27 protein-coding genes are annotated in these 26,264 nt (G+C 73.0%); 7 read left to right on the top strand and 20 right to left on the bottom strand.

Annotation, left to right across the window (positions count from 1 at the left end; all coding sequences use genetic code 11):
• Positions 1-27 precede the first annotated feature (27 nt).
• The 4 genes from ACIRBX_RS35385 to ACIRBX_RS35400 all read left to right on the top strand — a co-directional run bounded on the left by ACIRBX_RS35385 (position 28) and on the right by ACIRBX_RS35400 (position 2,425).
• Positions 28-1,197, top strand: a complete 1,170-nt coding sequence (locus ACIRBX_RS35385) for a flavin-dependent oxidoreductase (RefSeq protein WP_402303846.1) — start codon at positions 28-30, stop codon at positions 1,195-1,197.
• Between the two features lie 44 nt (positions 1,198-1,241).
• Positions 1,242-1,691 carry a DUF3237 domain-containing protein gene (locus tag ACIRBX_RS35390; RefSeq protein WP_402303848.1) on the top strand — a complete coding sequence of 150 codons (450 nt, stop codon included), beginning with the start codon at positions 1,242-1,244 and terminating at the stop codon, positions 1,689-1,691.
• Between the two features lie 102 nt (positions 1,692-1,793).
• On the top strand, positions 1,794-2,051 hold the full coding sequence (locus ACIRBX_RS35395; protein ID WP_402303850.1) for a hypothetical protein: 258 nt from the start codon (positions 1,794-1,796) through the stop codon (positions 2,049-2,051).
• Between the two features lie 5 nt (positions 2,052-2,056).
• Complete coding sequence (locus ACIRBX_RS35400; RefSeq protein WP_402303978.1) at positions 2,057-2,425, top strand: hypothetical protein; 369 nt, start codon at positions 2,057-2,059, stop codon at positions 2,423-2,425.
• On the opposite strand, the gene ACIRBX_RS35405 is transcribed toward ACIRBX_RS35400, so the two are convergent.
• Positions 2,406-3,044: a TetR/AcrR family transcriptional regulator gene (locus tag ACIRBX_RS35405; protein ID WP_402303852.1), complete on the bottom strand. Its 639-nt coding sequence runs from the start codon at positions 3,042-3,044 to the stop codon at positions 2,406-2,408. The genes ACIRBX_RS35400 and ACIRBX_RS35405 overlap by 20 nt on opposite strands.
• Before the next feature lie 58 nt (positions 3,045-3,102).
• On the opposite strand from ACIRBX_RS35405, the gene ACIRBX_RS35410 reads away from it, so the two are divergent.
• Positions 3,103-4,080: a hypothetical protein gene (locus ACIRBX_RS35410; protein ID WP_402303855.1), complete on the top strand. Its 978-nt coding sequence runs from the start codon at positions 3,103-3,105 to the stop codon at positions 4,078-4,080.
• A 341-nt stretch (positions 4,081-4,421) separates the two neighbouring features.
• Here the strand turns inward: ACIRBX_RS35410 and ACIRBX_RS35415 are convergent, their stop codons facing one another.
• The 15 genes from ACIRBX_RS35415 to pyrR all read right to left on the bottom strand — a co-directional run bounded on the left by ACIRBX_RS35415 (position 4,422) and on the right by pyrR (position 21,868).
• A complete protein-coding gene (locus ACIRBX_RS35415) occupies positions 4,422-6,503 on the bottom strand; it encodes a primosomal protein N' (protein WP_402303857.1) in 2,082 nt (693 codons plus the stop codon).
• Positions 6,504-6,588: 85 nt separating this feature from the next.
• Positions 6,589-7,797: a methionine adenosyltransferase gene (metK, locus tag ACIRBX_RS35420; RefSeq protein WP_402303860.1), complete on the bottom strand. Its 1,209-nt coding sequence runs from the start codon at positions 7,795-7,797 to the stop codon at positions 6,589-6,591.
• 149 nt (positions 7,798-7,946) lie between these two features.
• The gene (gene coaBC / locus ACIRBX_RS35425) at positions 7,947-9,155 is read right to left on the bottom strand and encodes a bifunctional phosphopantothenoylcysteine decarboxylase/phosphopantothenate--cysteine ligase CoaBC (RefSeq protein ID WP_402303863.1); all 1,209 of its coding nucleotides are present in this window, start codon (positions 9,153-9,155) and stop codon (positions 7,947-7,949) included.
• Between the two features lie 165 nt (positions 9,156-9,320).
• Positions 9,321-9,587: a DNA-directed RNA polymerase subunit omega gene (gene rpoZ, locus ACIRBX_RS35430; protein WP_030056185.1), complete on the bottom strand. Its 267-nt coding sequence runs from the start codon at positions 9,585-9,587 to the stop codon at positions 9,321-9,323.
• Between the two features lie 48 nt (positions 9,588-9,635).
• On the bottom strand, positions 9,636-10,193 hold the full coding sequence (gene gmk / locus ACIRBX_RS35435; protein ID WP_396295628.1) for a guanylate kinase: 558 nt from the start codon (positions 10,191-10,193) through the stop codon (positions 9,636-9,638).
• Positions 10,194-10,253: 60 nt separating this feature from the next.
• The gene (mihF, locus tag ACIRBX_RS35440; protein WP_345283306.1) at positions 10,254-10,580 is read right to left on the bottom strand and encodes an integration host factor, actinobacterial type; all 327 of its coding nucleotides are present in this window, start codon (positions 10,578-10,580) and stop codon (positions 10,254-10,256) included.
• Positions 10,581-10,873: 293 nt separating this feature from the next.
• Entirely contained in the window at positions 10,874-11,707 is an 834-nt protein-coding gene (gene pyrF / locus ACIRBX_RS35445; protein ID WP_402303866.1) for an orotidine-5'-phosphate decarboxylase, read from the bottom strand.
• 9 nt (positions 11,708-11,716) lie between these two features.
• Positions 11,717-12,676 (bottom strand): dihydroorotate dehydrogenase, encoded by a 960-nt coding sequence (locus ACIRBX_RS35450; protein WP_402303869.1) that lies wholly within the window; start codon positions 12,674-12,676, stop codon positions 11,717-11,719.
• A complete protein-coding gene (locus tag ACIRBX_RS35455) occupies positions 12,676-13,482 on the bottom strand; it encodes a dihydroorotate dehydrogenase electron transfer subunit (protein WP_402303871.1) in 807 nt (268 codons plus the stop codon). The genes ACIRBX_RS35450 and ACIRBX_RS35455 overlap by 1 nt, the downstream gene beginning before the upstream one ends.
• Positions 13,483-13,628: 146 nt before the next feature.
• Positions 13,629-14,726 (bottom strand): quinone-dependent dihydroorotate dehydrogenase, encoded by a 1,098-nt coding sequence (locus tag ACIRBX_RS35460; RefSeq protein WP_402303872.1) that lies wholly within the window; start codon positions 14,724-14,726, stop codon positions 13,629-13,631.
• Between the two features lie 85 nt (positions 14,727-14,811).
• Positions 14,812-18,120, bottom strand: coding sequence for a carbamoyl-phosphate synthase large subunit (carB, locus tag ACIRBX_RS35465; RefSeq protein ID WP_402303874.1), 3,309 nt, complete (start codon positions 18,118-18,120; stop codon positions 14,812-14,814).
• 3 nt (positions 18,121-18,123) lie between these two features.
• Positions 18,124-19,299 (bottom strand): glutamine-hydrolyzing carbamoyl-phosphate synthase small subunit, encoded by a 1,176-nt coding sequence (gene carA / locus ACIRBX_RS35470; protein WP_402303876.1) that lies wholly within the window; start codon positions 19,297-19,299, stop codon positions 18,124-18,126.
• Entirely contained in the window at positions 19,296-19,883 is a 588-nt protein-coding gene (locus ACIRBX_RS35475; protein ID WP_402303877.1) for a hypothetical protein, read from the bottom strand. Before ACIRBX_RS35475 ends, carA begins: the two co-directional genes overlap by 4 nt.
• Positions 19,880-21,184: a dihydroorotase gene (locus tag ACIRBX_RS35480; RefSeq protein ID WP_402303878.1), complete on the bottom strand. Its 1,305-nt coding sequence runs from the start codon at positions 21,182-21,184 to the stop codon at positions 19,880-19,882. Before ACIRBX_RS35480 ends, ACIRBX_RS35475 begins: the two co-directional genes overlap by 4 nt.
• Before the next feature lie 75 nt (positions 21,185-21,259).
• Positions 21,260-21,868 carry a bifunctional pyr operon transcriptional regulator/uracil phosphoribosyltransferase PyrR gene (pyrR, locus tag ACIRBX_RS35485; protein WP_402303880.1) on the bottom strand — a complete coding sequence of 203 codons (609 nt, stop codon included), beginning with the start codon at positions 21,866-21,868 and terminating at the stop codon, positions 21,260-21,262.
• A gap of 344 nt (positions 21,869-22,212) precedes the next feature.
• On the opposite strand from pyrR, the gene ACIRBX_RS35490 reads away from it, so the two are divergent.
• A complete protein-coding gene (locus ACIRBX_RS35490; protein WP_402303882.1) occupies positions 22,213-22,716 on the top strand; it encodes a transcriptional regulator in 504 nt (167 codons plus the stop codon).
• An 81-nt stretch (positions 22,717-22,797) separates the two neighbouring features.
• Here the strand turns inward: ACIRBX_RS35490 and ACIRBX_RS35495 are convergent, their stop codons facing one another.
• A complete protein-coding gene (locus ACIRBX_RS35495; protein ID WP_402303884.1) occupies positions 22,798-23,655 on the bottom strand; it encodes a hypothetical protein in 858 nt (285 codons plus the stop codon).
• 244 nt (positions 23,656-23,899) lie between these two features.
• On the opposite strand from ACIRBX_RS35495, the gene ACIRBX_RS35500 reads away from it, so the two are divergent.
• Positions 23,900-24,292 carry a hypothetical protein gene (locus ACIRBX_RS35500; RefSeq protein ID WP_402303886.1) on the top strand — a complete coding sequence of 131 codons (393 nt, stop codon included), beginning with the start codon at positions 23,900-23,902 and terminating at the stop codon, positions 24,290-24,292.
• Positions 24,293-24,299: 7 nt separating this feature from the next.
• Here the strand turns inward: ACIRBX_RS35500 and ACIRBX_RS35505 are convergent, their stop codons facing one another.
• The 3 genes from ACIRBX_RS35505 to efp form a co-directional block, all read right to left on the bottom strand.
• On the bottom strand, positions 24,300-25,124 hold the full coding sequence (locus ACIRBX_RS35505; RefSeq protein ID WP_402303889.1) for a thioesterase family protein: 825 nt from the start codon (positions 25,122-25,124) through the stop codon (positions 24,300-24,302).
• A 116-nt stretch (positions 25,125-25,240) separates the two neighbouring features.
• Positions 25,241-25,681: a transcription antitermination factor NusB gene (gene nusB / locus ACIRBX_RS35510; protein ID WP_345283287.1), complete on the bottom strand. Its 441-nt coding sequence runs from the start codon at positions 25,679-25,681 to the stop codon at positions 25,241-25,243.
• Positions 25,682-25,683: 2 nt separating this feature from the next.
• Positions 25,684-26,244 (bottom strand): elongation factor P, encoded by a 561-nt coding sequence (gene efp, locus ACIRBX_RS35515; protein ID WP_402303891.1) that lies wholly within the window; start codon positions 26,242-26,244, stop codon positions 25,684-25,686.
• Positions 26,245-26,264: the final 20 nt, after the last annotated feature.

Genomic DNA, 26,264 nt, shown 5'->3' on the forward strand with positions numbered 1-26,264 from the left:
CATAACATTTTCCCTAGGAGGCGCCCCATGCGCATCACCATCGCCGGCGCCGGCATCGGCGGCCTCGCCACCGCCCTCAGCCTGCACGCCGCCGGCCTCACCGACCTCACCGTCCACGAGGCCGCCCCCGAGATCCGCCCGCTCGGCGTCGGCATCAACCTCCTGCCGCACGCGGTCCGTGAGCTGACCGAGCTGGGCCTCGCCGACCGCCTCGCCGCGATCGCGGTCCCCACCGCCGAGCTCGCCTACTTCAACCGCTTCGGCCAGCCCATCTGGTCCGAGCCGCGCGGCCTGGCGGCCGGCTACCGCTGGCCGCAGTATTCCGTGCACCGGGGCGAGCTCCAACTCCTGCTGCTGGAAGCCGTCCTGGAACGGCTCGGCCCCCAGGCCGTCCGCACCGGGAGCCGGATCACCGGCCTCGACCACGACGGCGAGCTGCTGATCGGCGCCGACGGCATCCACTCCGCCGTCCGGGCCGCCCTCCACCCCGGCGAGGGCGCACCGCCGTGGAACGGCCTGGTGCTCTGGCGCGGCACCACCGTCGCCCCGCCGTTCCTGACCGGCCGTTCGATGATCATGGCGGGCGACGGCACCCGGAAGTTCGTCGCCTACCCGATCGGCGACGGCACCCGGATCAACTGGATCGCCGAGCAGCCCCTCCCCGGCGAGGCCCCGGACTGCGGCAACTGGAACCGTCCCGCCGAACCGGCCGCCGTCGCCGCGCACTTCGCCGACTGGCGGTACGACTGGTTGGACGTGCCCGGCCTGATCACCGCCGCCGAGGCGGTCTACGAGTACCCGATGGTCGACCGCGAGCCGCTCTCCTGCTGGAGCGCCGACGGCGTCGTGCTGCTCGGCGACGCCGCCCACGCGATGTACCCCGTCGGCTCCAACGGCGCCTCGCAGGCCATCCTGGACGCCCGCGCCCTCGCCCACTCCCTGGCCACCACCGGCGCCACCGCCGCGTACGAGGAGAGCCGCCGCCCCGCCACCACCGCCCTGCAACTCGCCAACCGGCAGCAGGGCCCCGAGGTCGTCATGCGGCTCGCCCACGAACGCGCCCCGCTCGGCTTCACCGACATCGAAGCCGTCGTGCCGCTCGCCGAACGCACCGCCATCGCCGAGGCCTACAAGCGCACCGCCGGCTTCGACCCGGCCGTGCTCAACTCCCGCCCGTCCTGGTCCGTCCCGCGCTGAGACCACCTCGAGTCCCGTCCGCGCCGATCCCGGAGCACCCCACCGTGAACCTCGAACCCCTCGCCGACTTCAGCATCGAGGTCGGCGACCCGCTCGACCTCGGCCCCTCCCCCCAGGGCCACCGCCGCATCGTCCCGGTCACCGGCGGCCACTTCAGCGGCCCCCGCCTCTCCGGCACCGTCCTCCCCGGCGGCGCCGACTGGCAGGTGCTCCACCCCGACGGCACCATCGCCATCGACACCCGCTACACCCTGCGCACCGCCGACGACGCCCACCTGCACCTCACCACCACCGGCCTGCGCCACGGCCCGCCCGAGGTCCTCCGCGACCTCGCCGCCGGCCGTCAAGTCCCCTCCAGCGCCTACTACTTCCGCCTCTTCTGCCGCTTCGAGTCCGGCGACCCGCGCTACCAGTGGCTCACCCACACCCTCGCCGTCGCCACCGCCACCCGCACCCCGGACGCGGTCCGCTACGCGGCGTACGCGATCACCTGACACCACCGGTACGGGTACGGGTACGCATCCGTACCCTCATTCGCTAGAATGCCTCCAGGCAGGGGCCGCATCACCGCACCGCCCCAACCACCAGGAGGTCCCGTGGCCGACGCCAACGTCCGCATCCCCGCCGAGGCCCGCGACCGGCTCGCCGAGGTCGCGGCAGCCGAACACCTCTCCCTGCGCGCCTACCTGGCCCGCTTGGCCGAGACCGTCCTGACACCGAGCGAGCGGGCCGAACGCGCCGAGCAGGCTCGCCGGCAACTCAGCGCCTGGAACGGCTACGACCCGGACGCAGTCGACAACAAGGCCCTGGACGCCGAGCTCGACCGCCGCCTGGCACAGGCCGAGCCTCGGTGACCGGGCTGCACGTCGTCCTCGACGACTCAGCCATGGTCGCGGCCGGACGCGGCAATCTCCTCGCGTCGCGGCTCATCTACCGGGCCCACACCGAACCCGGCTGGTACCTCTACGCCCCTGCTTGTGCCTTGGTCGAGGCCGATCGCGAGCGCCCCGGTACCGCCGAGCACCTCGCCGCCCTGCCCGCCGTCACCGTGCTCGAACTCGACCTTCCCGCAGCCCTGGCCATCGCCCGGGACACCACCTGGGCCCAGGCCCACACCCGCTACGCCGCCGCTCCCACCCCGGACCGGCCCGACGGTGCGGTGATCGCCACCATCGACCCGTCCCGCTGGAAGGGAGAAGCCGTCCGAGTCATCGACCTGAATCCCTGAACCGCCCGGCACCCGCGTGCAGCCCGGCGCAGAGCAGGCCGAAGGCCCGGCCGGCCGCCGGGGCGACGGCGTCCCGAACCGGCCCGGGCGGCTCCCCCGCCGTGATCCGGCGCCGCAGCTCCCGCAGCGCCGCCCGGTGCACCCCCACGATCGCCCCCGCCAGCAGCTCCCCGAACGGCGCCTCCCCCGGCTGATCCTCCGTCAGGGCGACCGCCAGTGCGGCCTCGATCCGTTCGCCGATCTCCCGCTCGCGCGCCCGCAGTGCGGGACTGTCGTCGATAACCCGCCAGAACGCCGGTGCCCCCGGCTGGAGCCCGAGCATCGGGTGGTCCTGCCGCAGTGCGGTCAGCAGGTCGTCCCGGACGGCCTCGACGGGGCAGGCACCCGCCGCCCGACCCCGGACCACCGCCGCGAGGTGCCCCTCCACCTCCGCCTGGCGGTCGAAGAACAGGTCCTCCTTCGCCGGGAAGTAGTTGAACACCGTGTTGGTGGAGACGCCCGCGTGCCGGGCCACCTCCGCCACCGTGACCCGGTCGAAGCCGTGCTCCAGGAAGAGCCGCAGGGCCGCATCGGCGATCGCGGTGCGGGTCTGCTGCTTCTTGGTCTCTCGAAGGCCCATGCGGCGAATGATAGTGTCAGTGAAACTTTGGTGTGACACCAAGATTTCAGGGGCGGCCATGACCTTCACCTTCGGCATCTATCCCGGCGGCATCCTCGGCGACGACCGGGGGATCATCCACCCGGTCAGCCCGGACGACCCGGACCGCGCCAACGAGGCACTGGACGCGCTCCAGGGCGAAGCGGGCACCCTGGCGGTCCGTGCCTACCGCTCCTTCGCCCGCGTCGCGACACCCCACACCCCTCCCACCCCCGCCGACCCGCACGCGTACCTGCGACGGGGCCGCACCCTGGACCTGGTGCTCCAGTTCCGCGAGCCGTCGGGCGAGTTGACGGGATGGACCGACTTCGTCCGGGAGGCCGTCCGGACCGGCGGGCCCCGGCTCGCCTCGGTGCAGATCTGCGAGGAGCCCAACCTCGACCTCCCCGCCGTCGACGGCAGCACCCCCAACGTCCTGCACGCGCTCGTCCAAGGCGTCATCGCCGCCAAGCAGGAGGCCAGCACCCTCGGCCTCGACGTCGCCGTCGGCTTCAACGCCGTCCCGGTCTTCGACCCGGCCGACACCTTCTGGGCCGACCTCGGCGCCCTGGCCGGGCCGACGTTCCGTCAGAGCCTGGACTACGTGGGCCTGGACTTCTTCCCCGACGTCTTCCGGCCGATCCCCGGGGAGCAGCTGGCGGACGCCGTCGCCGCCGTCCTCACCGCCTTCCGTCGCACCAGCCTGCCGCAGGCCGGCATCCCCGCCACCGTCCCGATCCGGGTCTGCGAGAACGGCTGGCCCACTCCCCCGGGCCGGAGCGGGCAGCGGCAGGCCGCCGTCCTCGACACCGTGGTCCGGACCGTCACCGCCCTGGCCGGCGAACTCACCATCGACGGCTACTCCTACTTCGGCCTCCGGGACGCCGACAGCTCGGCCGACGGGCTGTTCCACCACTTCGGCCTCCTGCGCGACGACCACACCCCCAAGCCGGCCTTCGCCACCTACCGCCGCCTGATCGCCGAGTTCGGCAAGCCCCGCTCCCCCTCGACCCGTTGAGACCGGGCCGGGCGGGAGCAGCTGCACGAACGCGCCGAACACCGCCCAGGCCCACGCCACGTCGCCGACCGCGCCCCGGCCGTGCTCCCGAAGGACCCGAGCGAAGGCCCCGGAAGGCGTCCTCGGACTCGACGGTCGCGGTCCCTGCGCATGCGCCGGCCGCCCAGGTGGAACGGGTCCGACGGCGGGCCCGAACGCAGCAAGTCGGCGCGCCGGTAGGCGAGTTGATCGGGCCCGACCGTCTCGGCGGTGATGGCGAGCTCGTCCTCGTCAGGCCCGGCCCCCGCCAGCCCCGGTGACGTCGCCGCGAAGCCCTCCGGCCCCGGACCGCTGACGACCGGTCAGCCGATGTCCAGCGGATCGACCCGGATCTTCACCGAATCCGGTGGCCGGAGCGCCACCCGGGCGATCTGAGCCGCCTTCAGGGACGCCGCCAGTGCCGCCCCCTGACCGGGCGCCACCCGCAGCAGCGCCCGCTCCAGCTCGACCCCGCGCCCGCCGGAGGCCGGCACCGGGCCCAGCACGTCGGCCCCCTCCGGCAGCCGGATCAGCCCGAGCAGGTCCTCGACCGCCTGCGCCGAGCCGGTCACCGAGGCCATCCGGGAGACCGGCGGGAAGTGCAGCTGGGCCCGCTCCGACAGCTCCAGCCCGGCGTGCCCGGCCGGATCCCAGCGCACCAGCGCCTGCACCGGCCGGGCGGTCGGCTCGGCGACCACCACCACCGTGCCGCCCTGCTCGGCCGGCCGCACCAGCCCGGCCGCCGCCATCCACAGCCGCAGCGCCTCCTCACCGGCCCGCAGGTCGGGCCGGCCCAGCAGCGCCCAGCCGTCCAGCAGCAGCGCCGCCGCGTAGCCGCCCTCGGCCACCGGCTCGGCACCCGGCGTGGAGATCACCAACGCCGGCTCGCCCGACACCACCGAGAGCACCGACTCCCGCCCCGAGGTGCGCACCGGCACCCGGGGGAAGGCCTTGCCCAGCTCCTCCGCCGTCCGCCGGGCCCCCACCACCTGGGCCCGCAGCCGGAACGAGCCGCACTCCACGCAGTGCCAGTCCGGCTCCTCCCGCCCGCACCAGGCGCAGCTCAGCACCGATCCGGCCGCGCCGGAGGCCAACGGTCCCTCACACGTCCGGCAGCGCGCCGGAGTCCGGCACCGGCCGCAGGCCAGCCTCGGCACGTAGCCGCGCCGGGGCACCTGGATCAGCACCGGTCCGGTGGCCAGCGCGTCCCGGGCCGCCTCCCAGGCCGGCCGGGGCAGCCTGGCGTACTGCGCGGCCTCGTCCCGCCCCTGGTCCTGGTCGGTCACGGTGCGGACCCGGGGGGCCACCGCCCGGACCACCGCGCGGGGCGCGGCCAGTGGCCGGGCCCAGCCGGTGGAGAGCAGCTGCGCCGCCTCCACCGTCATGGACAGGCCGCCGAGCAGCACCCCGGCCTTCTCCTCGGCCGCCCGCAGCAGCGCCACCTCGCGCACGTGCGGGTGCGGGGCGCGCGGGTCGCTGTGGCTGCCGTCCCCGTCGTTCCAGACCACCACCAGCCCGAGGTCCCGGACGGGGGCGAACATCGCGGCCCGGGTGCCGATCACCGCCCGCACCGAGCCCCGGCTGACCGACAGCCAGCGCCGGTACCGCTCGCGCGGTCCGAGGTCGGCGGCCAGCGCGACGTGCCGCCCCTCGCCGAGCAGCCCGGTCAGCGCCTCGTCGAGCCGGCCCACCGAGCGTCCCTCCGGCAGCACCACCAGCGCACCCCGCCCGCCCGCCAGGGTGGCGGCCACCGCGCGGGCGATCTCCGACGGCCAGTCAGGTCCGGGCAGCGCCGTCCAGACCGCGCGCGGCGCCAGCCCGTCCCGAAGGGCCGTCAGGTACGCGGGCCCCTGCTCGTAGCGGGTCCAGCTGCCGGCCTCGGGGAAGGCCGGCGCCGGCAGCGGCTCGGGCGAGGGCTCCGCCTCGGCCTGGGCGTGCCGCGGCGGCACGGCCAGCTGGAGCACGTCGGCCAGCGAGCCCGCGTACCGGTCGGCGACGGTGCGGCACAGCCGCAGCAGAGGGGGCGTCAGCACCCGCTCCGGGGACAGCACCTGGGCCAGCGGGGCCAGCACCCCGGGGAAGTCGGAGTGCTCCAGCCGGGCCACCACGAAGCCGTCGTGCAGCTCGCCGCCCTCGCGCCGCCCGTTGGTGCCGACCCGGGCGCCGAACCGCACCCGGACCCGGACGCCGGGCTGGGCCTCGTCCGCGAGATTGGCGGGCACCGCGTAGTCGAAGAACTTGTCCAGGCTGAGCAGCCCCTTGTCCACCACCACCCGGGCCACCGGCAGCTGCTCGGCCAGCTGCGCGCCGCGCCAGGTCCGGGGCTTGGCCCGGCGGACCGTGTCCCGGATGAAGGCCAGCTGTTCCCCGGTGTCGGCCGTACCGCCGTCGTCTGTGCTGCTCATCGCTCCCCACATCTACCAGACGGCACCGACGACACGACGAAGCGGCGGCCACCCCCGAGGGGTGACCGCCGCTCCGTCAGGACGCTCAGGCCTGGACGGCCTTCTTCAGCTGCTCGGTGCGGTCGGTCCGCTCCCAGGTGAAGTCCGCGTCGTCGCGGCCGAAGTGGCCGTACGCGGCGGTCTTCGCGTAGATCGGGCGGAGCAGGTCGAGGTCGCGGATGATCGCGGCCGGGCGGAGGTCGAAGACCTCGGAGACCGCGGCCTGGATCTTCAGCACCGGGACGGTCTCGGTGCCGAAGGTCTCCACGAACAGGCCGACCGGCTCGGCCTTGCCGATCGCGTACGCGACCTGCACCTCGGCGCGCGAGGCCAGGCCCGCGGCGACGATGTTCTTGGCCACCCAGCGCATCGCGTAGGCGGCCGAGCGGTCCACCTTGGACGGGTCCTTGCCGGAGAAGGCGCCGCCACCGTGACGGGCCATGCCGCCGTAGGTGTCGATGATGATCTTGCGGCCGGTGAGGCCGGCGTCGCCCATCGGGCCGCCGATCTCGAAGCGCCCGGTCGGGTTCACCAGCAGGCGGTAGCCCTCGGTCACCAGCTTGATGCCGTCGTCGGCGAGGCGCTTGAGCTCCGGCTCGACGACGAACTCGCGGATGTCCGGGGTGAGCAGCGAGTCCAGGTCGATGTCGCTGGCGTGCTGCGAGGAGACCACCACGGTGTCCAGGCGGACGGCCTTGTCACCGTCGTACTCGATGGTGACCTGGGTCTTGCCGTCGGGGCGCAGGTACGGGATCTGGCCGTTCTTGCGGACCTCGGACAGCCGCTTGGAGAGGCGGTGCGCCAGGGTGATCGGCAGCGGCATCAGCTCGGGGGTCTCGTCGCTCGCGTAACCGAACATCAGACCCTGGTCGCCGGCGCCCTGCTTGTCGAGGTCGTCCTCGTCACCCTCGACCCGGGCCTCGTAGGCGGTGTCGACGCCCTGCGCGATGTCGGGCGACTGCGCCCCGATCGAGACCGAGACGCCGCAGGACGCGCCGTCGAAGCCCTTCTTCGAGGAGTCGTAGCCGATCTCCAGGATCTTCTCCCGGACCAGCTGCGCGATCGGCGCGTACGCCTTGGTGGTGACCTCACCGGCGATGTGCACGAGGCCGGTGGTGATCAGCGTCTCGACGGCGACCCGCGAGGTGGGGTCGGCCGCGAGGAGCGCGTCCAGGATGGTGTCGCTGATCTGGTCAGCGATCTTGTCGGGGTGCCCCTCGGTGACGGACTCCGAGGTGAACAGGCGGCGAGACACAGCGCTCCCTGGGGTTGCAGCGGCTGCTGACTGAATGCCCGGCGATCCGGGCATCCGGAAAGACTTTGATTCCGCGAGTGTAACGGTCGGCTACCAGGCCGGGGGAATCCCCCCTCGAAGTTCGAGACGGAATGCACCGCTCCCCGACCTCAGCCGAGACGGCTCGCCACCGCGTCCCAGATCGCGTCTGCCAGCGATTCCTTGGGGCCGTCGGCGATCTCGGTCTCGCCGCCGTCGGCGCTCAGCAGCACCGCCGCATTGGTGTCCCGCCCGAAAGCCTTACCGCCGCCCACCTCGTTGACGACCAGCAGATCGCAGCCCTTCCGGGCCAGCTTGGCCCGGCCGTTGGCGAGCACGTCGTCGGTCTCGGCGGCGAAGCCCACCACCAGCTGGCCGGGCCGGGCCCGGTGCGCGGAGAGCTCGGCCAGGATGTCGGGGTTGCGCACCAGGGCGACCGGGGCCGGGTCCTGCCCGTCCACCTTCTTGATCTTCCCGGTGGCGTACTCGGCCGGGCGGAAGTCGGCCACCGCGGCCGCCATCACCACCGCGTCCGCGTCCGCCACCGCCGTCAGCGCGGCCTCCCGCAGCTCCAGCGCGGTGGAGACGTGCACCACGTCCACCCCGGCCGGGTCCGGCAGGGTGGCGTTGGCCGAGAGCAGGGTGACCCGGGCCCCGCGCGCGGCGGCGGTGGTGGCCAGCGCGTAGCCCTGCTTGCCGGAGGAGAGGTTGCCCAGGTAGCGCACCGGGTCCAGCGGCTCGCGGGTGCCGCCGGCCGAGACCACCACGTGACGGCCGGTCAGGTCGGCGTCCAGGCCGCCGCGCTCCAGCACCCGGCGGCAGGCCTCGAAGATCGCGCCGGGCTCGGGCAGCCGGCCCTTGCCGGTGTCCTTGCCGGTCAGCCGCCCGACGGCGGGCTCCAGCACGATCACGCCCCGGCGGCGCAGGGTGGCCACGTTCTCCCGGGTGGCCGGGTGCTCCCACATCTCGGTGTGCATGGCCGGGGCCAGCACCACCGGACAGCGGGCGGTGAGCAGGGTGTTGGTGAGCAGGTCGTCGGCCAGCCCGTGGGCCGCCTTGGCCATCAGGTCCGCGGTGGCCGGGGCGACCACCACCAGGTCGGCCTGCTGCCCGATCCGCACGTGCGGGACCTCGTGCACCCGCTCCCAGGTCTCGGTGGCGGCCGGCCGGCCGGAGAGCGCGGCCCAGGTCGCCTCGCCGACGAAGTGCAGCGCGGCGGCGGTCGGCACCACGGTGACCGCGTGCCCGGACTCGGTGAGCCGGCGCAGCAGCTCGCACGCCTTGTACGCGGCGATGCCGCCGCTCACGCCGAGGACGACATTGGGCGGGCTGGCGTTCATCGCGGTGGCTCTCTCTGCCGGGCGGTCGGGACGAGCCCCACCCTACGACCCGTCAGTCGGCCGTCGCACCATGGCCCGCGACACACCGCCGGCCGCCTCCGGGAACGCCGCAGGGCCCGTCCGAGCGGATGCTCGGACGGGCCCTGCGGTCACGTACCGGGAGACTCAGGCGGCCTCGACGGCCTCGGCCGTCAGCATGCCGGCGTTGATCTCGCGCAGCGCGATCGACAGCGGCTTCTCGTGCACGTGGGTGTCGACGAGCGGGCCGACGTACTCCAGCAGGCCCTCACCGAGCTGCGAGTAGTACGCGTTGATCTGACGCGCGCGCTTGGCGGCGTAGATGACCAGGCTGTACTTCGAGTCGGTCGCCTCGAGCAGCTCGTCGATCGGCGGGTTGATGATGCCCTCGGGCGCGGTCATGGAAGAGGACACGCGAAAACCTTCCGAAAGAAGAAACAAATCCTGAGCGGAAATATCCGCTCAGGCTACACCGAGCAACCTTAGCAGTTCGGCGGACACCTGCTCGACGGAGTGGTTGACCAGCGTGGTGTCGAACTCCGGCTCGGCCGCGAGCTCCACCTTGGCGGCCTCCAGCCGGCGGTCGATCACGTCCTGCGGCTCGGTGCCCCGGCCGGTGAGCCGGCGGACCAGCTCCTCCCAGCTCGGCGGGCCGAGGAAGACCAGCTGCGCCTCGGGCATCGACTCCCGGACCTGCCGGGCGCCCTGGAGGTCGATCTCCAGCAGCACCGGCTTGCCGCTCTCCAGCTTCTCCAGCACGGCCGCGCGCGGGGTGCCGTAGCGGTTCCCGGCGAACACGGCCCACTCCAGCAGTTCGCCGTTGGCGACCAGCTTCTCGAACTCGTCGTTGTCGACGAAGTAGTAGTGGACCCCGTTCTTCTCGCCGGGCCTCGGGTGCCGGGTGGTGACCGACACCGAGAGCCAGAGCTCGGGGTGCTGCTTCCTCAGATGAGCGACGACCGTGCTCTTGCCGACCCCCGAAGGGCCGGAGAGCACGGTCAGCCGCGGACGTTCACTCATGCCCCGATTATCCCGGATCGCGGACGATCCGGGGACCACCGGGTCGGCTGCTGGCCGAGGTCAGGAGGCGGTGGAACCGAACTCCCGCTCCAGGGACGCGATCTGGTTCGTCCCGAGCCCGCGCACGCGGCGGCTCTCGGAGATCCCCAGGCGCTCCATGATCTGCTTGGCGCGGACCTTGCCGACGCCGGGCATGGACTCCAGCAGTGCGGAGACCTTCATCTTGCCGATGACCTCGTCATCGGCCTTGCCCGCCTTGATCACGTCGTGCAGCGAGGCACCGGAGTGCTTCAGCTTGTTCTTGACATCGGCGCGCTTCCGACGGGCTTCGGCAGCCTTCGCGAGCGCGGCGGTGCGCTGTTCAGGGGTCAGGGGCGGAAGAGCCACGCCGTTCACCTCAGGTGTAGATGGAAGGAAATGAGCTATGACTGGGTGGTGCCTTCGAAGCGCACCGAAACGCAGAACCTGACGGCTCTGACCTGCGAGAGCAACGGTTCCGCCGCCCCTCGGTGACCTCTCGCCGGACACTACCCAACTTGGGGCCGCGCGTCAGGAAAAGAACACGAAAAGTCCTGGTCAGCCAAGGTCGACCAGGACTTTTCCGGGCAAATCATCCGCACCGGCGGCCCGTCCGCCGGGCCGCTGTGACGCGCCTCACAGCAGGCCCGTCACCTGGCGGGTCACTTCACCACGGCCGCGATCTCCTCGACGAAGCGCTCCGAGGCCGCCCGCAGGGCCGCCACCGAGGGGCCGTGCTTGAGCACGTCCCGGCTCACGCTGGGCAGCACGTGGCCCACCGAGTCGCCGAACACCCGGGGCAGGTCGGCCGCAGTGGCGCCCTGGGCGCCGACCCCGGGGGCCAGCAGCGCGCCGTTGATCGCCAGGTCCGCGCCGGCCTCGGCCAGGGTGGCGCCGACCACCGCGCCGAAGGAGCCGAGCGGCTCGGCGTCGCCGTTCTCCGCCTTCAGGCGGTTCAGCACCCCCTGAGCCACCGTCAGACCGTCCGCACCGATCGCGCGCTGCACCTCGTGACCCTCCGGGTTCGAGGTCAGCGCCAGGGCGAACAGGCCGCAGCCGTTGGCCTTCGCCAGGTCCACGGCCGGCTGGAGGGAGCCGAAGCCCAGGTACGGCGAGACGGTCAGCGCGTCCGAGAACAGCGCCCGGTCCGGGGAGAGGAAGCTCTCCGCGTAGGCGGCCATGGTGGAGCCGATGTCGCCGCGCTTGGCGTCCATCAGCACCAGCGCACCGGCCTGGCGGGCCTCGGTGACGGTCCGCTCCAGCACCGCGATGCCCCGGGAGCCGAACCGCTCGAAGAACGCGGCCTGCGGCTTGAGCACCGCCACCTCGCCGGCCAGCGCCTCGACCACGGTGCGGCTGAAGGTCTCCAGGCCCGCGAGGTCGTCATTCAGGCCCCAGGCGGTGAGCAGCGCGGCGTGCGGGTCGATGCCCACGCAGAGCCGGCCCCGGGCGTCCAGGGCGGCGGCGAGGCGGGTACCGAAGGGAGCGAGCGTCATGACGGCCTTTCAGGTGGGGACAGCGCGGTGGGCGTATCCCACCGCGTCGGTGTACCGGGCGAAACCCCGGGCCGCCAGCTCGGTGCGCAGCTCGTCGAGGATGCGCAGCGGGGCGGTCGGGTCATGGAACAGTGTGCTGCCGACGGCGACGCCGGAGGCGCCGGCCAGGGTGAACTCCAGGGCGTCCAGGCCGGTCCTGAGCCCGCCCATGGCGAGGATCGGCACCCTCGGGATGCGCCCGGCCAGCATCTCGGCGTGCACCTGGTACACGCAGCGCACGGCCAGCGGCCGGATCGCCGGGCCGGACAGGCCGCCGATCCCCGCGGCCAGGGCGGGGCGCAGGGTGACCGGGTCGACGGCCATCCCGAGCGGGGCGCTGATCATCGACAGTCCGTCGGCGCCGGCCTGCACGCAGGCGGCGGCGACCCCGGTGACGGCGGCGAGGTCCGGGGAGAGCTTCGGGTAGACCGGGAGTTCGGCGCCGACCGCGTGCCGGACCGCCCGGACCACGTCGTACGAGGTGGCGGGGTTGTGGGCGAAGGGCCGGCCCCGGTCGGCGGCGTTCGGCCCGGAGAGGTCGAGCTCCAGACCGGCCACCCCGGGCCGTCCGTCCAGCTCCGCCGCGACCTCGGCGTACTCCTCCAGCCGCTCCCCCGCGACCGAGACCAGGACCCGGGCCCCGCGCTCGGCCAGCCAGGGCAGCTCCTCGCGGACGAACCGGGCCACGCCGTCGCCCGCCCGGCCGATCGCGCTCAGCATCCCGGACGGGGTCTCGGCGATCCTCGGCCCGGGGCCGGCCGGCCGCGGCGCCGGTCCGACCGTCCGGGTGGTGAGCGTGCCCAGCGCGTCCAGCGGCACGTAGGCGGCCAGCTCCCGCCCGTACCCTGCGCAACCGGCCGCCGTGGACAGCGGGTTGGGCACCGTACGGCCGCCCAGCGGCGCGGTCAGGTCCACCTCCTGCGGGCGCATCAGACGCTCACCACCGGCTCGGCCCAGCGCACCCGGGAGCCGTCGAAGACCGGCCCCTCCACGCAGCACCGGACCTCGCGGACCACCCCGTCCGCCCCGGCCACCGGCAGCACGCAGCCGCGGCAGATGCCCGTCCCGCAGGCCATCGGCTCCTCCACCGCCGTCCAGCACCGGGCCGCCAGCTCCACGGCGGTCGCCGCCACGGCGGCCAGCACCGGGGCCGGGCCGCAGGCGTAGACCACGGTCGCGTCGATCGCCCGCACCGCCTGCGCCACCACCTCGGTCACCGTCCCGGCCAGCCCGGCCGAGCCGTCCGCCGTCACCACCAGCACGTCCGGGGTCAGCTCCCGGGCGGCCGCCTCCCCGAACAGCCCGGCCGCGCTCGCCGCCCCGAGGATGAAGCCGACCTGCCCGCCGCGCCGCCGGATCTCCTCCGCCAGCCCGAACAGCGCCGCGCTCCCGTGCCCCTCTGCCACCAGCAGCGCGCTCACCGGGCCCTCCGGCAGCGGGAACGGCGTGCCGAGCGGAGCGATCAGGCTCAGCCGCTCCCCCACCAAGCTGTGCACCAACTCCCGTGTCCCCGGCCCCCGTTCGGCCACCACCAGCTCGACGGTGCCCGCCGCCGGGTCCGCCCGGTGCAGCCAGAACGCCCGGCGCAGCACCCGCTCCCCACCCGGCCCGACGGTGGCGAAGTGCCCGGGGCTCATCCGCCGCGCCACCTCCGGCGCCCGCAGCACCAGCCGCCGGTACGCCCCGGCGGGGGCGGACTCCACCACCTCGGCCTCGGTCACCACTGGATGGGCCATCAGATCTCACCTTCGTCAGGACGTCCTCGCCAACGAAGCTAGAACGACCGCGGCGGGCCGGAGGACGCGCCCGGCCGGGGGCGCGGGGAACTGCGCGAGGGAGCACGGCAGTTGGCGTGCTCCGCCGCGCGCAGCCGGCCCCGGGCTCAGGCCTTCGCCGTGCCGACCGCCTCGGCGATCGACCGGTACCCGCTCGCCTTCAGCCGCGCCGCCAGCCCCTTGTGCATCCGGCGCATCCAGAACGGCCCCTGGTAGATGAAGGCGCTGTACCCCTGCACCAGGTCGGCCCCGTGGGTGATCCGCTCCCACGCGTCGTCGGCGGTCTCGATGCCGCCCACCGCGATCAGCACCAGCCGGCCCTCGGTCCGGGCCCGCAGCCGGGCCAGCACCTCCAGCGAGCGCTCCTTCAGCGGGGCGCCGGAGAGCCCGCCCATCCCGATCTCCTCCACCCGGGCGGCCGGCTCCTTCAGCCCGTCCCGCCCGATCGTGGTGTTGGTCGCGATGATGCCGTCCAGGCCGATCTCCATCGCCATGTCGGCGATCGCGTCGATGTCCTCGTCGGCCAGGTCGGGCGCGATCTTCACCAGCAGCGGCACGTGGTGCGGCACCGAGCGGTCGGCCGCCCGCCGCACGTCCACCAGCAGCGGGGCCAGGGTGGAGACCGTCTGGAGGTTGCGCAGGCCCGGCGTGTTCGGCGAACTCACGTTGACCACCAGGTAGTCGGCGTGCTCCGCGAGCCGCTCGGTGCTCTTCACGTAGTCGGCGGTGGCGTCGGCCTCCTCGACCAGCTTGGTCTTGCCGATGTTCACCCCGACCACCGGGGTCAGCCCGGTCCGGGGCCGCCCCGCCAGCCGCGCCGCGACCCGGGCCGAGCCCTGGTTGTTGAAGCCCATCCGGTTGATCAGCGCCCGGTCCTCGACCAGGCGGAACAGCCTCGGCGCCGGGTTGCCCGGCTGCGGCTCGCCGGTCACGGTGCCGATCTCGACGTAGTCGAAGCCGAGCATCGACAGCCCGTCGATCCCGATCCCGTTCTTGTCGAAGCCGGCCCCCAGCCCGAACGGGCCCGGCAGGTCGAGGCCCAGCGCCGTGGTCCGCAGCGCGGCCTGACGCGGCGCCAGCACCAGCTTCACCAGCTGCCGCAGCCCCGGGACCGAGGCCGCCAGGCGGATCCAGAAGAACGCCAGGTGGTGCGCCTTCTCCGGATCCATCTTCTTGAAGACCAGGTCGAACAGGAGCTTGTACACGGCGGGGTTGCGCCCTTCTGGGTGTCGGGTTCGGACATGGGTGTGGGGGGCACCCCAACCTGCGGCGTGCCCCCCACGGGACGGGCTACTGACGGCCGGCGTTGATCAGGGCCGCGTGCTCCTGGAGCGACATCACGCCGATGTCGCCGCGCACCAGCGCCGCGCTGCCCTGCACCGCCGCGCCCATCGCCTGGACGGTGGTCAGGCACGGGACGCCGCGCGACACGGCGGCGGTGCGGATCTCGTAGCCGTCGAGGCGGCCACCGGTGCCGTACGGGGTGTTGATGATGAGGTCCACCTCACCGTCGTGGATCAGCTGGACGATGGTCTTCTCGCCGTTCGGGCCCTCGCCCTCGCTGTGCTTGCGCACCACGGTGGACGGGATGCCGCCGCGCTGGAGCACCTCGGCGGTGCCGGAGGTGGCGAGCACCTCGAAGCCCAGCTCGACCAGCGCGCGGGCCGGGAAGACCAGGTTGCGCTTGTCGCGGTTGGCGACCGAGACGAAGACCTTGCCCTTGGTCGGCAGCGCGCCGTAGGCGCCGGCCTGGGCCTTGGCGTAGGCGGTGCCGAAGACCCGGTCGATGCCCATGACCTCGCCGGTGGAGCGCATCTCCGGGCCGAGCACGGTGTCCACGCCCCGGCCGTGGATGTCGCGGAAGCGGCTCCACGGCATCACGGCCTCCTTGACCGAGATCGGGCAGTCGGCCGGCAGCGTGCCGCCGTCGCCCTCGGCCGGCAGCAGACCCTCCTTGCGCAGCTCGGCGATGGTGGCGCCGAGCGAGATCCGGGCCGCCGCCTTGGCCAGCGGCACCGCAGTGGCCTTGGAGGTGAACGGCACGGTGCGGGAGGCGCGCGGGTTGGCCTCCAGGACGTAGAGGATGTCGCCGGCCAGCGCGAACTGGATGTTGATCAGGCCGCGCACGCCGACGCCCTTGGCGATGGCCTCGGTGGAGACCCGCAGGCGCTTGATGTCGTAGCCGCCGAGGGTGATCGGGGGCAGCGCGCACGCCGAGTCGCCGGAGTGGATGCCGGCCTCCTCGATGTGCTCCATCACGCCGCCGAGGTAGAGCTCCTGGCCGTCGTAGAGCGCGTCCACGTCGATCTCGACCGCGTCGTCCAGGAAGCGGTCGATCAGCACCGGGTGCTCGGAGATCAGACCGGCGTGCCGCTCCAGGTAGGAGGCCAGCGAGGGCTCGTCGTAGACGATCTCCATGCCCCGGCCGCCGAGCACGTAGGACGGGCGGGCCAGCACGGGGTAGCCGATCTCGTCGGCGATCGCCTTGGCCTCGTCGAAGGAGAAGGCGGTGCCGTGCTTGGGGGCCGGCAGGCCCGCGTCGCGCAGCACCCGGCCGAAGGCGCCGCGCTCCTCGGCCAGGTCGATGGCCTCGGGCTGGGTGCCGACGATCGGCACGCCGTTGTCCTTGAGCGCCTGGGCCAGGCCGAGCGGGGTCTGCCCGCCGAGCTGGACCAGTACCCCGGCCACCGGGCCGGCCTGCTGCTCGGCGTGCACGATCTCCAGCACGTCCTCCAGGGTGAGCGGCTCGAAGTAGAGCCGGTCGGAGGTGTCGTAGTCGGTGGAGACGGTCTCCGGGTTGCAGTTGACCATGACGGTCTCGAAGCCGGCCTCGCTGAGCGCGAAGGAGGCGTGCACGCAGGAGTAGTCGAACTCGATGCCCTGGCCGATCCGGTTCGGGCCGGAGCCCAGGATGATCACGGCGGGCTTGGTGCGCGGGGCGACCTCGGTCTCCTCGTCATACGAGGAGTAGAAGTACGGGGTCCTGGCGGCGAACTCGGCGGCGCAGGTGTCCACGGTCTTGAAGACCGGGCGGATGCCGAGCGCGTGCCGGACCTCGCGGACCACGTCGGTGCGCAGGCCGCGGATCTCGCCGATCTGCTGGTCGGAGAAGCCGTGCCGCTTGGCGTGCCGGAGCAGCTCGGGGTCGAGCTTCTCGGCCTCGGCGAGCTCCACCGCGATCTCGTTGATCAGGAACAGCTGGTCGACGAACCACGGGTCGATCTTCGTGTTGTCGAAGACCTCCTCGGGGGTGGCACCGGCCCGGATGGCGTCCATGACCGTGTTGATCCGGCCGTCGGTCGGGACCTGGCTCTTCGTCAGCAGCTCGGCCTTGTCGCCGGGCTCGCCGGTCCAGGAGAACTGCGAGCCCTTCTTCTCCAGCGAGCGCAGCGCCTTGTTCAGCGCCTCGGGGAAGTTGCGGCCCATCGCCATGGCCTCGCCGACCGACTTCATGGTCGTGGTCAGCGTGGCGTCGGCGCTCGGGAACTTCTCGAACGCGAACCGGGGCACCTTGACCACGACGTAGTCGAGCGAGGGCTCGAAGGAGGCCGGGGTCTTCTCGGTGATGTCGTTCGGGATCTCGTCCAGGGTGTAGCCGACCGCCAGCTTGGCCGCGATCTTGGCGATCGGGAAGCCGGTGGCCTTGGAGGCCAGCGCCGAGGAGCGGGAGACCCGCGGGTTCATCTCGATCACGATGACCCGGCCGTCCACCGGGTTGATCGCGAACTGGATGTTGCAGCCGCCGGTGTCGACGCCGACCTCGCGGATGATCGCGATGCCGATGTCGCGCAGCGTCTGGTACTCACGGTCGGTGAGGGTCATCGCCGGGGCGACGGTGATCGAGTCACCGGTGTGCACGCCCATCGGGTCGAAGTTCTCGATCGAGCAGACCACCACGACGTTGTCGTTCTTGTCGCGCATCAGCTCCAGCTCGTACTCCTTCCAGCCGAGGATGGACTCCTCCAGGAGCACCTCGGTGGTCGGCGAGAGGGCCAGGCCCTGGCCGGCGATCCGGCGCAGGTCCTCCTCGTCGTGCGCGAAGCCGGAGCCGGCCCCGCCCATGGTGAAGGAGGGACGCACGACGACGGGGTAGCCGCCGAGCGTGTCCACGCCCTTGATGACGTCGTCCATCGAGTGGCAGATCACCGAGCGGGCCGACTCGCCGTGGCCGATCTTGGCGTTGACCGCCTCGACCACGCCCTTGAAGAGCTGGCGGTCCTCGCCCTTGTGGATCGCCTCGACGTTGGCGCCGATCAGCTCCACGCCGTACTTGGCCAGCGTGCCGTTCTCGTGCAGCGAGATCGCGGTGTTCAGCGCGGTCTGCCCGCCGAGGGTCGGCAGGAGCACGTCGGGGCGCTCCTTGGCGATGATCTTCTCGACGAACTCCGGGGTGATCGGCTCGACGTAGGTCGCGTCGGCGATCTCCGGGTCGGTCATGATGGTCGCCGGGTTGGAGTTCACCAGGACGACCCGCAGGCCCTCCGAGCGGAGCACCCGGCAGGCCTGGGTGCCGGAGTAGTCGAACTCGGCGGCCTGGCCGATGACGATCGGGCCGGAGCCGATCACCAGGACGGACTTGATGTCAGTGCGCTTCGGCACGGGTCAGCTCCCTGCGGTGGTGCGGGCCGGTGCACCGGCCATCAGGTCGACAAAGCGATCGAAGAGGTAGGCCGCGTCGTGCGGGCCCGCTGCCGCTTCGGGGTGGTACTGGACCGAGAAGGCCGGGGTGTCCAGGCACTGGAGGCCCTCGACCACGTCGTCGTTCAGGCAGACGTGGGAGACCTCGGCGCGGCCGAACGGGGTGTCGCTCACCTGGTCCAGCGGCGCCTGCACGGCGAAGCCGTGGTTGTGCGCGGTGACCTCGACCTTGCCGGTGGTGCGGTCCTGCACCGGCTGGTTGATGCCGCGGTGGCCGTACTTCAGCTTGTAGGTGCCGAAGCCGAGTGCCCGGCCGAGGATCTGGTTGCCGAAGCAGATGCCGAAGAACGGGGTCTTCCTCGCCAGCACCTCGCGGGCGACCGCGACCTGGTGGTCGGCGGTGGCCGGGTCACCGGGGCCGTTCGAGAAGAACACGCCGTCCGGGTCCACCGCGTACAGCTCCTCGGCGGTGGAGTTGGCCGGGAAGACGTGCACCTCGATGCCGCGCTCGGCCATCCGGTGCGGGGTCATGCCCTTGATGCCGAGGTCCAGCGCGGCGACGGTGTACTTCTTCTCGCCGATCGCCGGGACGACGTAGGTCTCCTTGGTGGCGACCTCGGCGCACAGGTCGGCGCCCTTCATCTCGGGCGCGCGGCCGACCCGGGCCAGCAGCTCGGCCTCGTCGGCCAGCGCCTCGCCGGAGAAGATGCCGACCCGCATCGCCCCGCGCTCGCGCAGGTGGCGGGTGAGCGCCCGGGTGTCCACGCCGGAGATCCCGACGATGCCCTGGCGGACCAGCTCCTCGTCCAGCGAGCGCTCCGAGCGCCAGTTGGAGGTGACCCGGGAGGGGTCGCGGACCACGTAGCCGGCCACCCAGATCCGCGAGGACTCGTCGTCCTCGTCGTTCCAGCCGGTGTTGCCGATCTGAGGGGCCGTCATGACCACCACCTGGCGGTGGTAGGACGGGTCGGTCAGGGTCTCCTGGTAGCCGGACATGCCGGTGTTGAAGACCGCCTCGCCGAAGGTCTCGCCGACCGCGCCGTAGGCCTGGCCGCGGAACACCCGGCCGTCCTCCAGGACGAGCACGGCGGGGATGCGCTCCCGCCTGTGGCGCGTGGTGGTGGGGGCAGGTGCGGTCATTTGGCGGCCTCTTCTTCCGTCTTCTTCGTCGTACGTGGTGTCACGAGGGCCTCGACCGCCTCGACCCAGGCGGCGTGCTCCTCAGGGTGGTCGGCCCGGAAGCCGGAATCCAGCGCGACACCCTGGTTGTCCCAGGTCACCACGAGGATTCCGGCGGGCACGACCTTGCCCGCGATCCCGGAGTCCGTCCGGGCGGCCCGCAGGCTGCCCGCAGGGATCCAGAGGTCCACGTCACCGGGCCGGCGGACCAGCAGGCCCCGCTCGGTGAGCGTGAGTTCGGCCAGGCTGCGGGTGCCGAGGCCGTGCGCGACGACCCGGTCCAGCCAGTTCCCGGCGGTGGTCGAGCCGTGGTAGCGGCCCTTGGTCTCCAGCAGCGGGGTGCCCGGGTCGGCGGGCACCTCCGGCAGCGCGGCCAGGTCGGACTGGAGCGTGCGGCGCCAGTTCCAGCCCTGGCGCATCAGCCAGTAGACGAGGCCGACCAGGACGGCCAGGCCGCCCATCCACCCCAGGTACGGGGTCCAGTCGCCGACCTTCGCCTTCTCCTGGGCGAGCTGCGCGGCCTGGGCGAGCTGAGGGGTCGTCACGAGGCCGCCCCCAGCTCGGTCAGGGCGCCGGCCAGCACGGTGGCGGTGCCGCGCAGGAAGGTGGCGTGCACCTTCCCGGGCAGGTCGAGGCCCTTGAAGGGGGTGTTCCGGCTGCGGGTGGCGAAGGCGTCGGGGGTCACGGTCCCACGGTACGCGGGATCGAACAGCACCAGGTTCGCGGGCTCACCGACCGAGACCGGGCGGCCCTGGCCGGTCAGCCGGCCGATCCGGGCCGGGCGGTGCGACATCCGGTCGGCCACGCCCTGCCAGTTCATCAGGCCGGTGTCCACCATGGTCTGCTGGACCACCGAGAGCGCGGTCTCCAGGCCGACCATGCCCATCGCGGCCACCGCCCAGGCGCAGGTCTTGTCCGCCTCGGGGTGCGGCGCGTGGTCGGTGCCGACCGCGTCGATGGTGCCGTCGGCCAGCGCGGCGCGCAGCGCGTGCACGTCCTCCTCGGTGCGCAGCGGCGGGTTCACCTTGTAGACCGCGTCGCCGGTGCGGACCAGCTCGTCGGTGAGCAGCAGGTGGTGCGGCGTCACCTCGGCGGTCACGTCCAGGCCGCGGGCCTTGGCCCAGCGGACGATCTCCACCGAGCCCTTGGTGGAGAGGTGGCAGACGTGCAGCCGGCCACCGGTCGAGGCGGCCAGCGCCACGTCGCGGGCGATGATCGCCTCCTCCGCGACGGCGGGCCAGCCGGGCAGGCCCAGCTCGGCCGAGACGAGGCCCTCGTTCATCTGGGCGCCCTCGGTGAGGCGCGGCTCCTGGGCGTGCTGGGCCACCACGCCGTCGATCGACTTGGCGTACTCCAGCGCGGCCCGCATCATCACGGCGTCGTCCACGCACTTGCCGTCGTCGGAGAAGACCCGGACGGCGGCGGCCGAGCGGTGCATGCCCTCCCAGTCGGCCTTCTCCTTGCCGTCCAGACCGACGGTGACGGCGCCGACGGGGTGCACGTCGCAGTAGCCGGCCTCCAGCGCGAGGCGGTGCACCTGCTCGACCACCTCGGCGGTGTCGGCGGTCGGGGTGGTGTTGGCCATCGCGTGCACGGCGGTGAAGCCGCCCATGGCGGCGGCCTGAGTGCCCGTCAGGACGGTCTCGGCCTCCTCCTTGCCGGGCTGGCGCAGGTGGGTGTGCAGGTCGACCAGGCCGGGCAGCACCAGCAGGCCGCGGGCGTCGATCTCGACGTCCGCCGCGACCGCCAGGTCGGTGCCGATCTGCTGGATGACGCCCTCGGCGAGGTACAGGTCCTGCGGGGTGCCGCCCAGGATCTGGGCGTTGCGGATCAGGTAGGTGGTCATGGCTGAGCTCCGGGGGTTGCGGTACGGGGGTACGAGGCGGAGCGGCGCGCGGCGGTGCGGGGCACCGCCCGGCCGCTACTCCCCGGAGGGCTGGGCGGCGATGGCCTGCGAGGAGCGGGCCGCGTAGTCGCGGTCGCCGACCAGCACGGCGTCCAGGCCGTCCACGTCGGCCAGCCGCACCTGGACCGCCTCGCGCAGCGAGGTCGGCAGGTTCTTGCCCACGTAGTCGGCGCGGATCGGCAGTTCGCGGTGGCCCCGGTCGACCAGCACGGCCAGCTGCACGGCGCGCGGGCGGCCGATGTCGCTGAGCGCGTCGAGCGCGGCGCGGATGGTGCGGCCGGAGAACAGGACGTCGTCCACCAGGATGACCAGCTTGCCCTCGATCCCGTCGGCCGGGACCTCGGTGTGCTCGGCGGCCCGGGCCGGCTTCAGCCGCAGGTCGTCCCGGTACATGGTGATGTCCAGGGTGCCCATCGGTATCTCGCGGCCGGTGATCTGCGCGAGCCTGGCCTGCAGACGGCGGGCGAGGTGCACCCCGCGGGTGTGGATGCCGAGCAGCACGACGTCCTCCGCGCCCTTGGCGCGCTCGACGATCTCGTGTGCGATCCGGGTGATCACCCGGGCCACGTCGGTGGCGTCCAGCACCTGGTGCGGTGGACGCGCTGTGTCAGTGCGTGCGGTCATGCCGAAGCCGACCTCCTTCCCCGCCTCACAGGACGGGCTTTAAAGGATGTCTGTGGAACGGCTCCGGGCTGCGCCGGAAGCCGCCGCCATCGTAACAGGGCGATCATGTCTGCCTGGTCAGGGCCCCCTCGGAGCTCCACCGCAGCCGCGGCGGGGCCGCGCCGGGACCGCAATCGCACGAGTGCACCATTCGGCTTGACGCAACTACCTCACTCTACGTAACCTCACAGTGAGTTACGAGACGGCCGCCGAACCCACCGGTAACGCAGCCGGGTCAGGCGGCCGAACCACCAGCCCGCTCGTGCTCACCCTTCAACGCGAAGCAATCTCGTCCGGGGAGACCAATGTCCAGCGACTACGCGAAGCAGCTCGGGGCCAAGCTCCGGGCGATCCGCACTCAGCAGGGGCTCTCCCTGCACGGCGTCGAGGAGAAGTCCCAGGGGCGCTGGAAGGCCGTCGTGGTCGGCTCGTACGAGCGCGGCGACCGCGCGGTGACGGTGCAGCGCCTCGCCGAGCTGGCGGAGTTCTACGGCGTCCCGGTGCAGGAGCTGCTGCCCGGCGGCACGCCCGGCGGCGCGGCCGAGCCGCCGCCGCGCCTGGTGCTCGACCTGGAGAGACTGACCCAGGTGCCGTCGGAGAACGCCGGCCCGCTGCAGCGCTACGCGGCCACCATCCAGAGCCAGCGCGGCGACTACAACGGGAAGGTGCTGTCGATCCGTCAGGACGACCTGCGCACCCTCGCCGTGATCTACGACCAGTCCCCCTCGATCCTCACCGAGAAGCTGATCAGCTGGGGCGTGCTCAACCCGGACGCGCGCCGCGCGGTGCGGGAAGAGGACGCGAACTGACCTGATTCCAGGCGCAGAAACGTCACGGCGGAGCGACCCCTCCCGGGGTCGCTCCGCCGTTCGCACGTCCGCCGGCCCCGGTCAGCACACCGTCCCCAGGCTGAAGCCCGGCACCGCCGCCACGCCGTCCGGCTCCAGCGCGGCCGGTGCGTACCCGTACCCCTCGCTCCGCCAGCCCCAGGCCACCTGCCGGTACTCCCCGCAGCCCGAGCCCTGGGTGCCGCGCAGCACCGCCTCCCCCGGCAGCTCCCGGTGCAGGCCGGCGCACAGCACCGCGCAGACCAGGTCCAGGTCCTCGTCGTTGATCCGCACCACGCCGTCCTCCCAGTGCAGGATCCGCGCCTCGGCCGGCAGCGGCCCGTCCGGCGCCCGCACCACGCAGCGGAACTCGTACGTCCCCGGCCCGGCCCCCACCAGCATCCGGCGGAACACCTCGGCCCCCGCCTGGTAGGCCCGCCGCACCGCCGGGTCGGCGTCCTCCTCGGCCGCGTACAGCCCGCCGTCCACCAGCAGGTCCGCGTGGCGGAGCGTCAGCCCGTTCTCCCGGGCCCGGACCAGGCGCGGCAGGAAGTCCCCAGTCAGCTCCTCGCCCTGGTAGGCCAGCAGCTGGGTCTGCAGCGGCGGGTGCACCAGGTAGCGGTCCCGGGAGGCGGGCTCGGCCGGGTCCAGCCCGTGCAGCAGGCAGAACTCGGCGAAGTCCTGCGGGTGGAACACCCGCGCCTGCACCACCCCGAAGCTGCGCCGCGCCTCCTCCAGCAGCACCGCGGTGTCCAGCAGGTAGGCCTCGTAGTCCCGGGCCTCGGTCAGCCGCCACTCGCGCACCCGCTCGAAGTCCTCCGGACCGGCCAGGATGCCGGTCACGAACGCCTGCTCCTCGTGGCGGGCGGCGTGCTGGGAGGTGCAACGGGGGCTGCGGGCCGGGCGACCGTTACGGCTCATCGGAGGCTCCTGATGGTTCGTCAGCGGCGGTGTGCCGCTGCCCCCTTACCTCCCCCTCCTCGGACTGCGCACACGTACCGCACGTCACAAGCCTGTAACCGTCCGTGACCTGACCGCCACCGACCGGGCCGACTACCGGAGGGCGCCGTGGGTAGGCATCCCCGGCGCCGCGCCGGCCCGGCCGGCGGACCCTGGGGGTGGGAACGTGTTCGGTTCACCGGTACTACGGGCGGGAGCGGTCGGGTTGGCAGCCACCGGCGCACTGCTCGCCTCGCTGTGGCTGCTCTTCGCCGCCCAGGTCGGGCGCGGCATGGCGGGGTTCGTCTGGATCTTCTTCGGCGGCGCGGCACTGGCGGTCGGATACGCCGTCCTGAGCTGGCGCGCCCTGCACCGGCTGGACCTCCGGCCCGCCTGGCGGGTGGCGGTGCCCGCCCCGGTGCTGGCCTGGGCCGGACTCGACACGATCAACCGGCTGGCACCGCCGCCGGCCGCCTGGTTCGCCCTGCTGTTCCTGCTCGGAGCCACCGCCTACGCCCTGCCCGCCGCCATCGCCCTACCAGGCCGCCAGGGCCCTGCCGTGCGCGGCGCCCTGGCCACCGCCACCACCCTGCTGCTGCTCTGGTGGGTGGTGGTCTGACCGACCGTCAGGCGGCCGGGCGCGGCGCCCTGGCGAGCTGCCGGGACTGGGCCACCAGGCGGCCCGAGGCGTCCCAGACCTCGCAGTCCTCCTCGAAGTGGCCGGCCGCCAGGTTGCGGGTGGAGTGCACCACCCGCAGCCAGCCGGGCACCGGCCGGGCCCGCAGATGGACCGTCAGCTCGATGGTGGGCGCCCAACCCGGCATCCCGAGGTCGAAGGTGACCGGCGGCAGCGCGTCCGCCACCAGCAGCAGCGCCAGCGGATCCGGCTCCCGGCCGTCCGCCAGCCTGAACCAGCCCTGGATCAGCCCCCGCCCGGCCGGCTGCCCGAGCGCCCAGCCGACACTGGCCGGGTCCAGCCGCAGGTCGAACCGCTCCAGCAGCGCGGCCTGGGAGATCAGCTGCGGCGGCGCGTGCTCGACCCCGATGCACTGCTCCACCGGCGGCAGCTGCGGCGGCGTGGCGGTGGTCCGCACCTCCCCCTGATGAGTGCTCAGGTCCCCGTAGGTGGCCAGCACCCGCAGCCGCTCCTCGCCGCCCTGGCTCAGCACGGCCGTCCCGGTGGAGAGCGAGCGCCCCCGCCGCACCGACTCGGTCCGCACCTCGGCCGCGCCCGGCACCGAGGCGGACAGGTAGTACCCGCTGATCGAGACCGGGTCCGGGTGCTCGGGGTGCTCCAGCGAGAGCGCGTGCCCGGCCACCGCGAGCAGCAACCCGCCGTTCACCCCGCCGCCGATCTGCCAGCCCTCGCCCAGCTCGGCCGCGTACCGCCCGGGGCCGTCGGGGGCTAGGGCGATGCCCTGGTCGAACTCGCTGCGGATCGCGGTGGTCATCGGTGGAGCCGCCTTCACTGAGGAGTTACCCGTCGGTAGCCAACATACGGCAGCCGCCCCCGGAACGAACAGAGCCGCCGGACCCCGAGGGGGTCAGGCGGCTCCGCGGGTGGGGCTCAGTCGCGACGCAGGGTCGGCTTGAGCTCCAGGAAGCGGGCGAGCAGGCCGTTGACGAAGGCCGGGGAGTCGTCCGTGGAGTACTCCTTGGCGATCTCGACGGCCTCGTCCAGGACGACCGCGTCCGGGACGCCGTCCTCCCAGATCAGCTCGTAGGCACCGAGCCGCAGGACGTTGCGGTCCGCGATCGGCATCCGGTCGAGGGTCCAGCCCACGGCGTAGGTCGAGATCAGCTCGTCGATCTTGCGGGCGTGCTGGACGTACCCCTCGATCAGCTGCATGGTGTACTCGCCGACCTGCGGAATGCCCTCGTCCGGCTTGGGGTCGCGCGCCCGCGCGATCCAGTCGGCAAGCACCCGCTGCGGGTCGACGCCGCGGTGATCGGCCTCGAAGAGGATCTGGAACGCCCGGGTGCGGGCCTTGGTGCGCGCAGCGGACACGGTTACTTGACCCGGCCCAGGTAGCTGCCGTCGCGGGTGTCGACCTTGACCTTCTCGCCGGTGGTGACGAAGAGCGGCACCTGGATCTCGGTGCCGGTCTCCAGGGTGGCCGGCTTGGTGCCACCGGTGGAGCGGTCGCCCTGGACGCCCGGCTCGGTCTCGGCGATCACGAGCTCGACGGCGGCCGGGAGCTCGACGTACAGCGGGGAGCCCTCGTTCTGCGCGACCAGGGCCTCGAAGCCCTCGAGCAGGTACTTGGCGGCGTCGCCGACGACCGACGGCTCGATGGTGAGCTGGTCGTAGGTGTCCATGTCCATGAACACGAAGTTGTCCCCGTCCTTGTACGAGAACTGCATCGTGCGCTTGTCGACGTTGGCGGTCTCCACCTTCACGCCGGCGTTGAAGGTCTTGTCGACGACCTTGCCGCTCAGGACCTCCTTGAGCTTGGTGCGCACGAAGGCCGGGCCCTTGCCGGGCTTCACGTGCTGGAACTCGACGACGGACCACAGCTTGCCGTCGATGTTGAGGACCATGCCGTTCTTGAGATCGTTCGTGGAAGCCACGGGCGCACTTACTCCTGGAT

Origin of the sequence: Kitasatospora sp. NPDC096147 (assembly GCF_044763225.1) — a bacterium.
In the GTDB taxonomy this organism is placed as follows: Bacteria; Actinomycetota; Actinomycetes; order Streptomycetales; family Streptomycetaceae; genus Kitasatospora.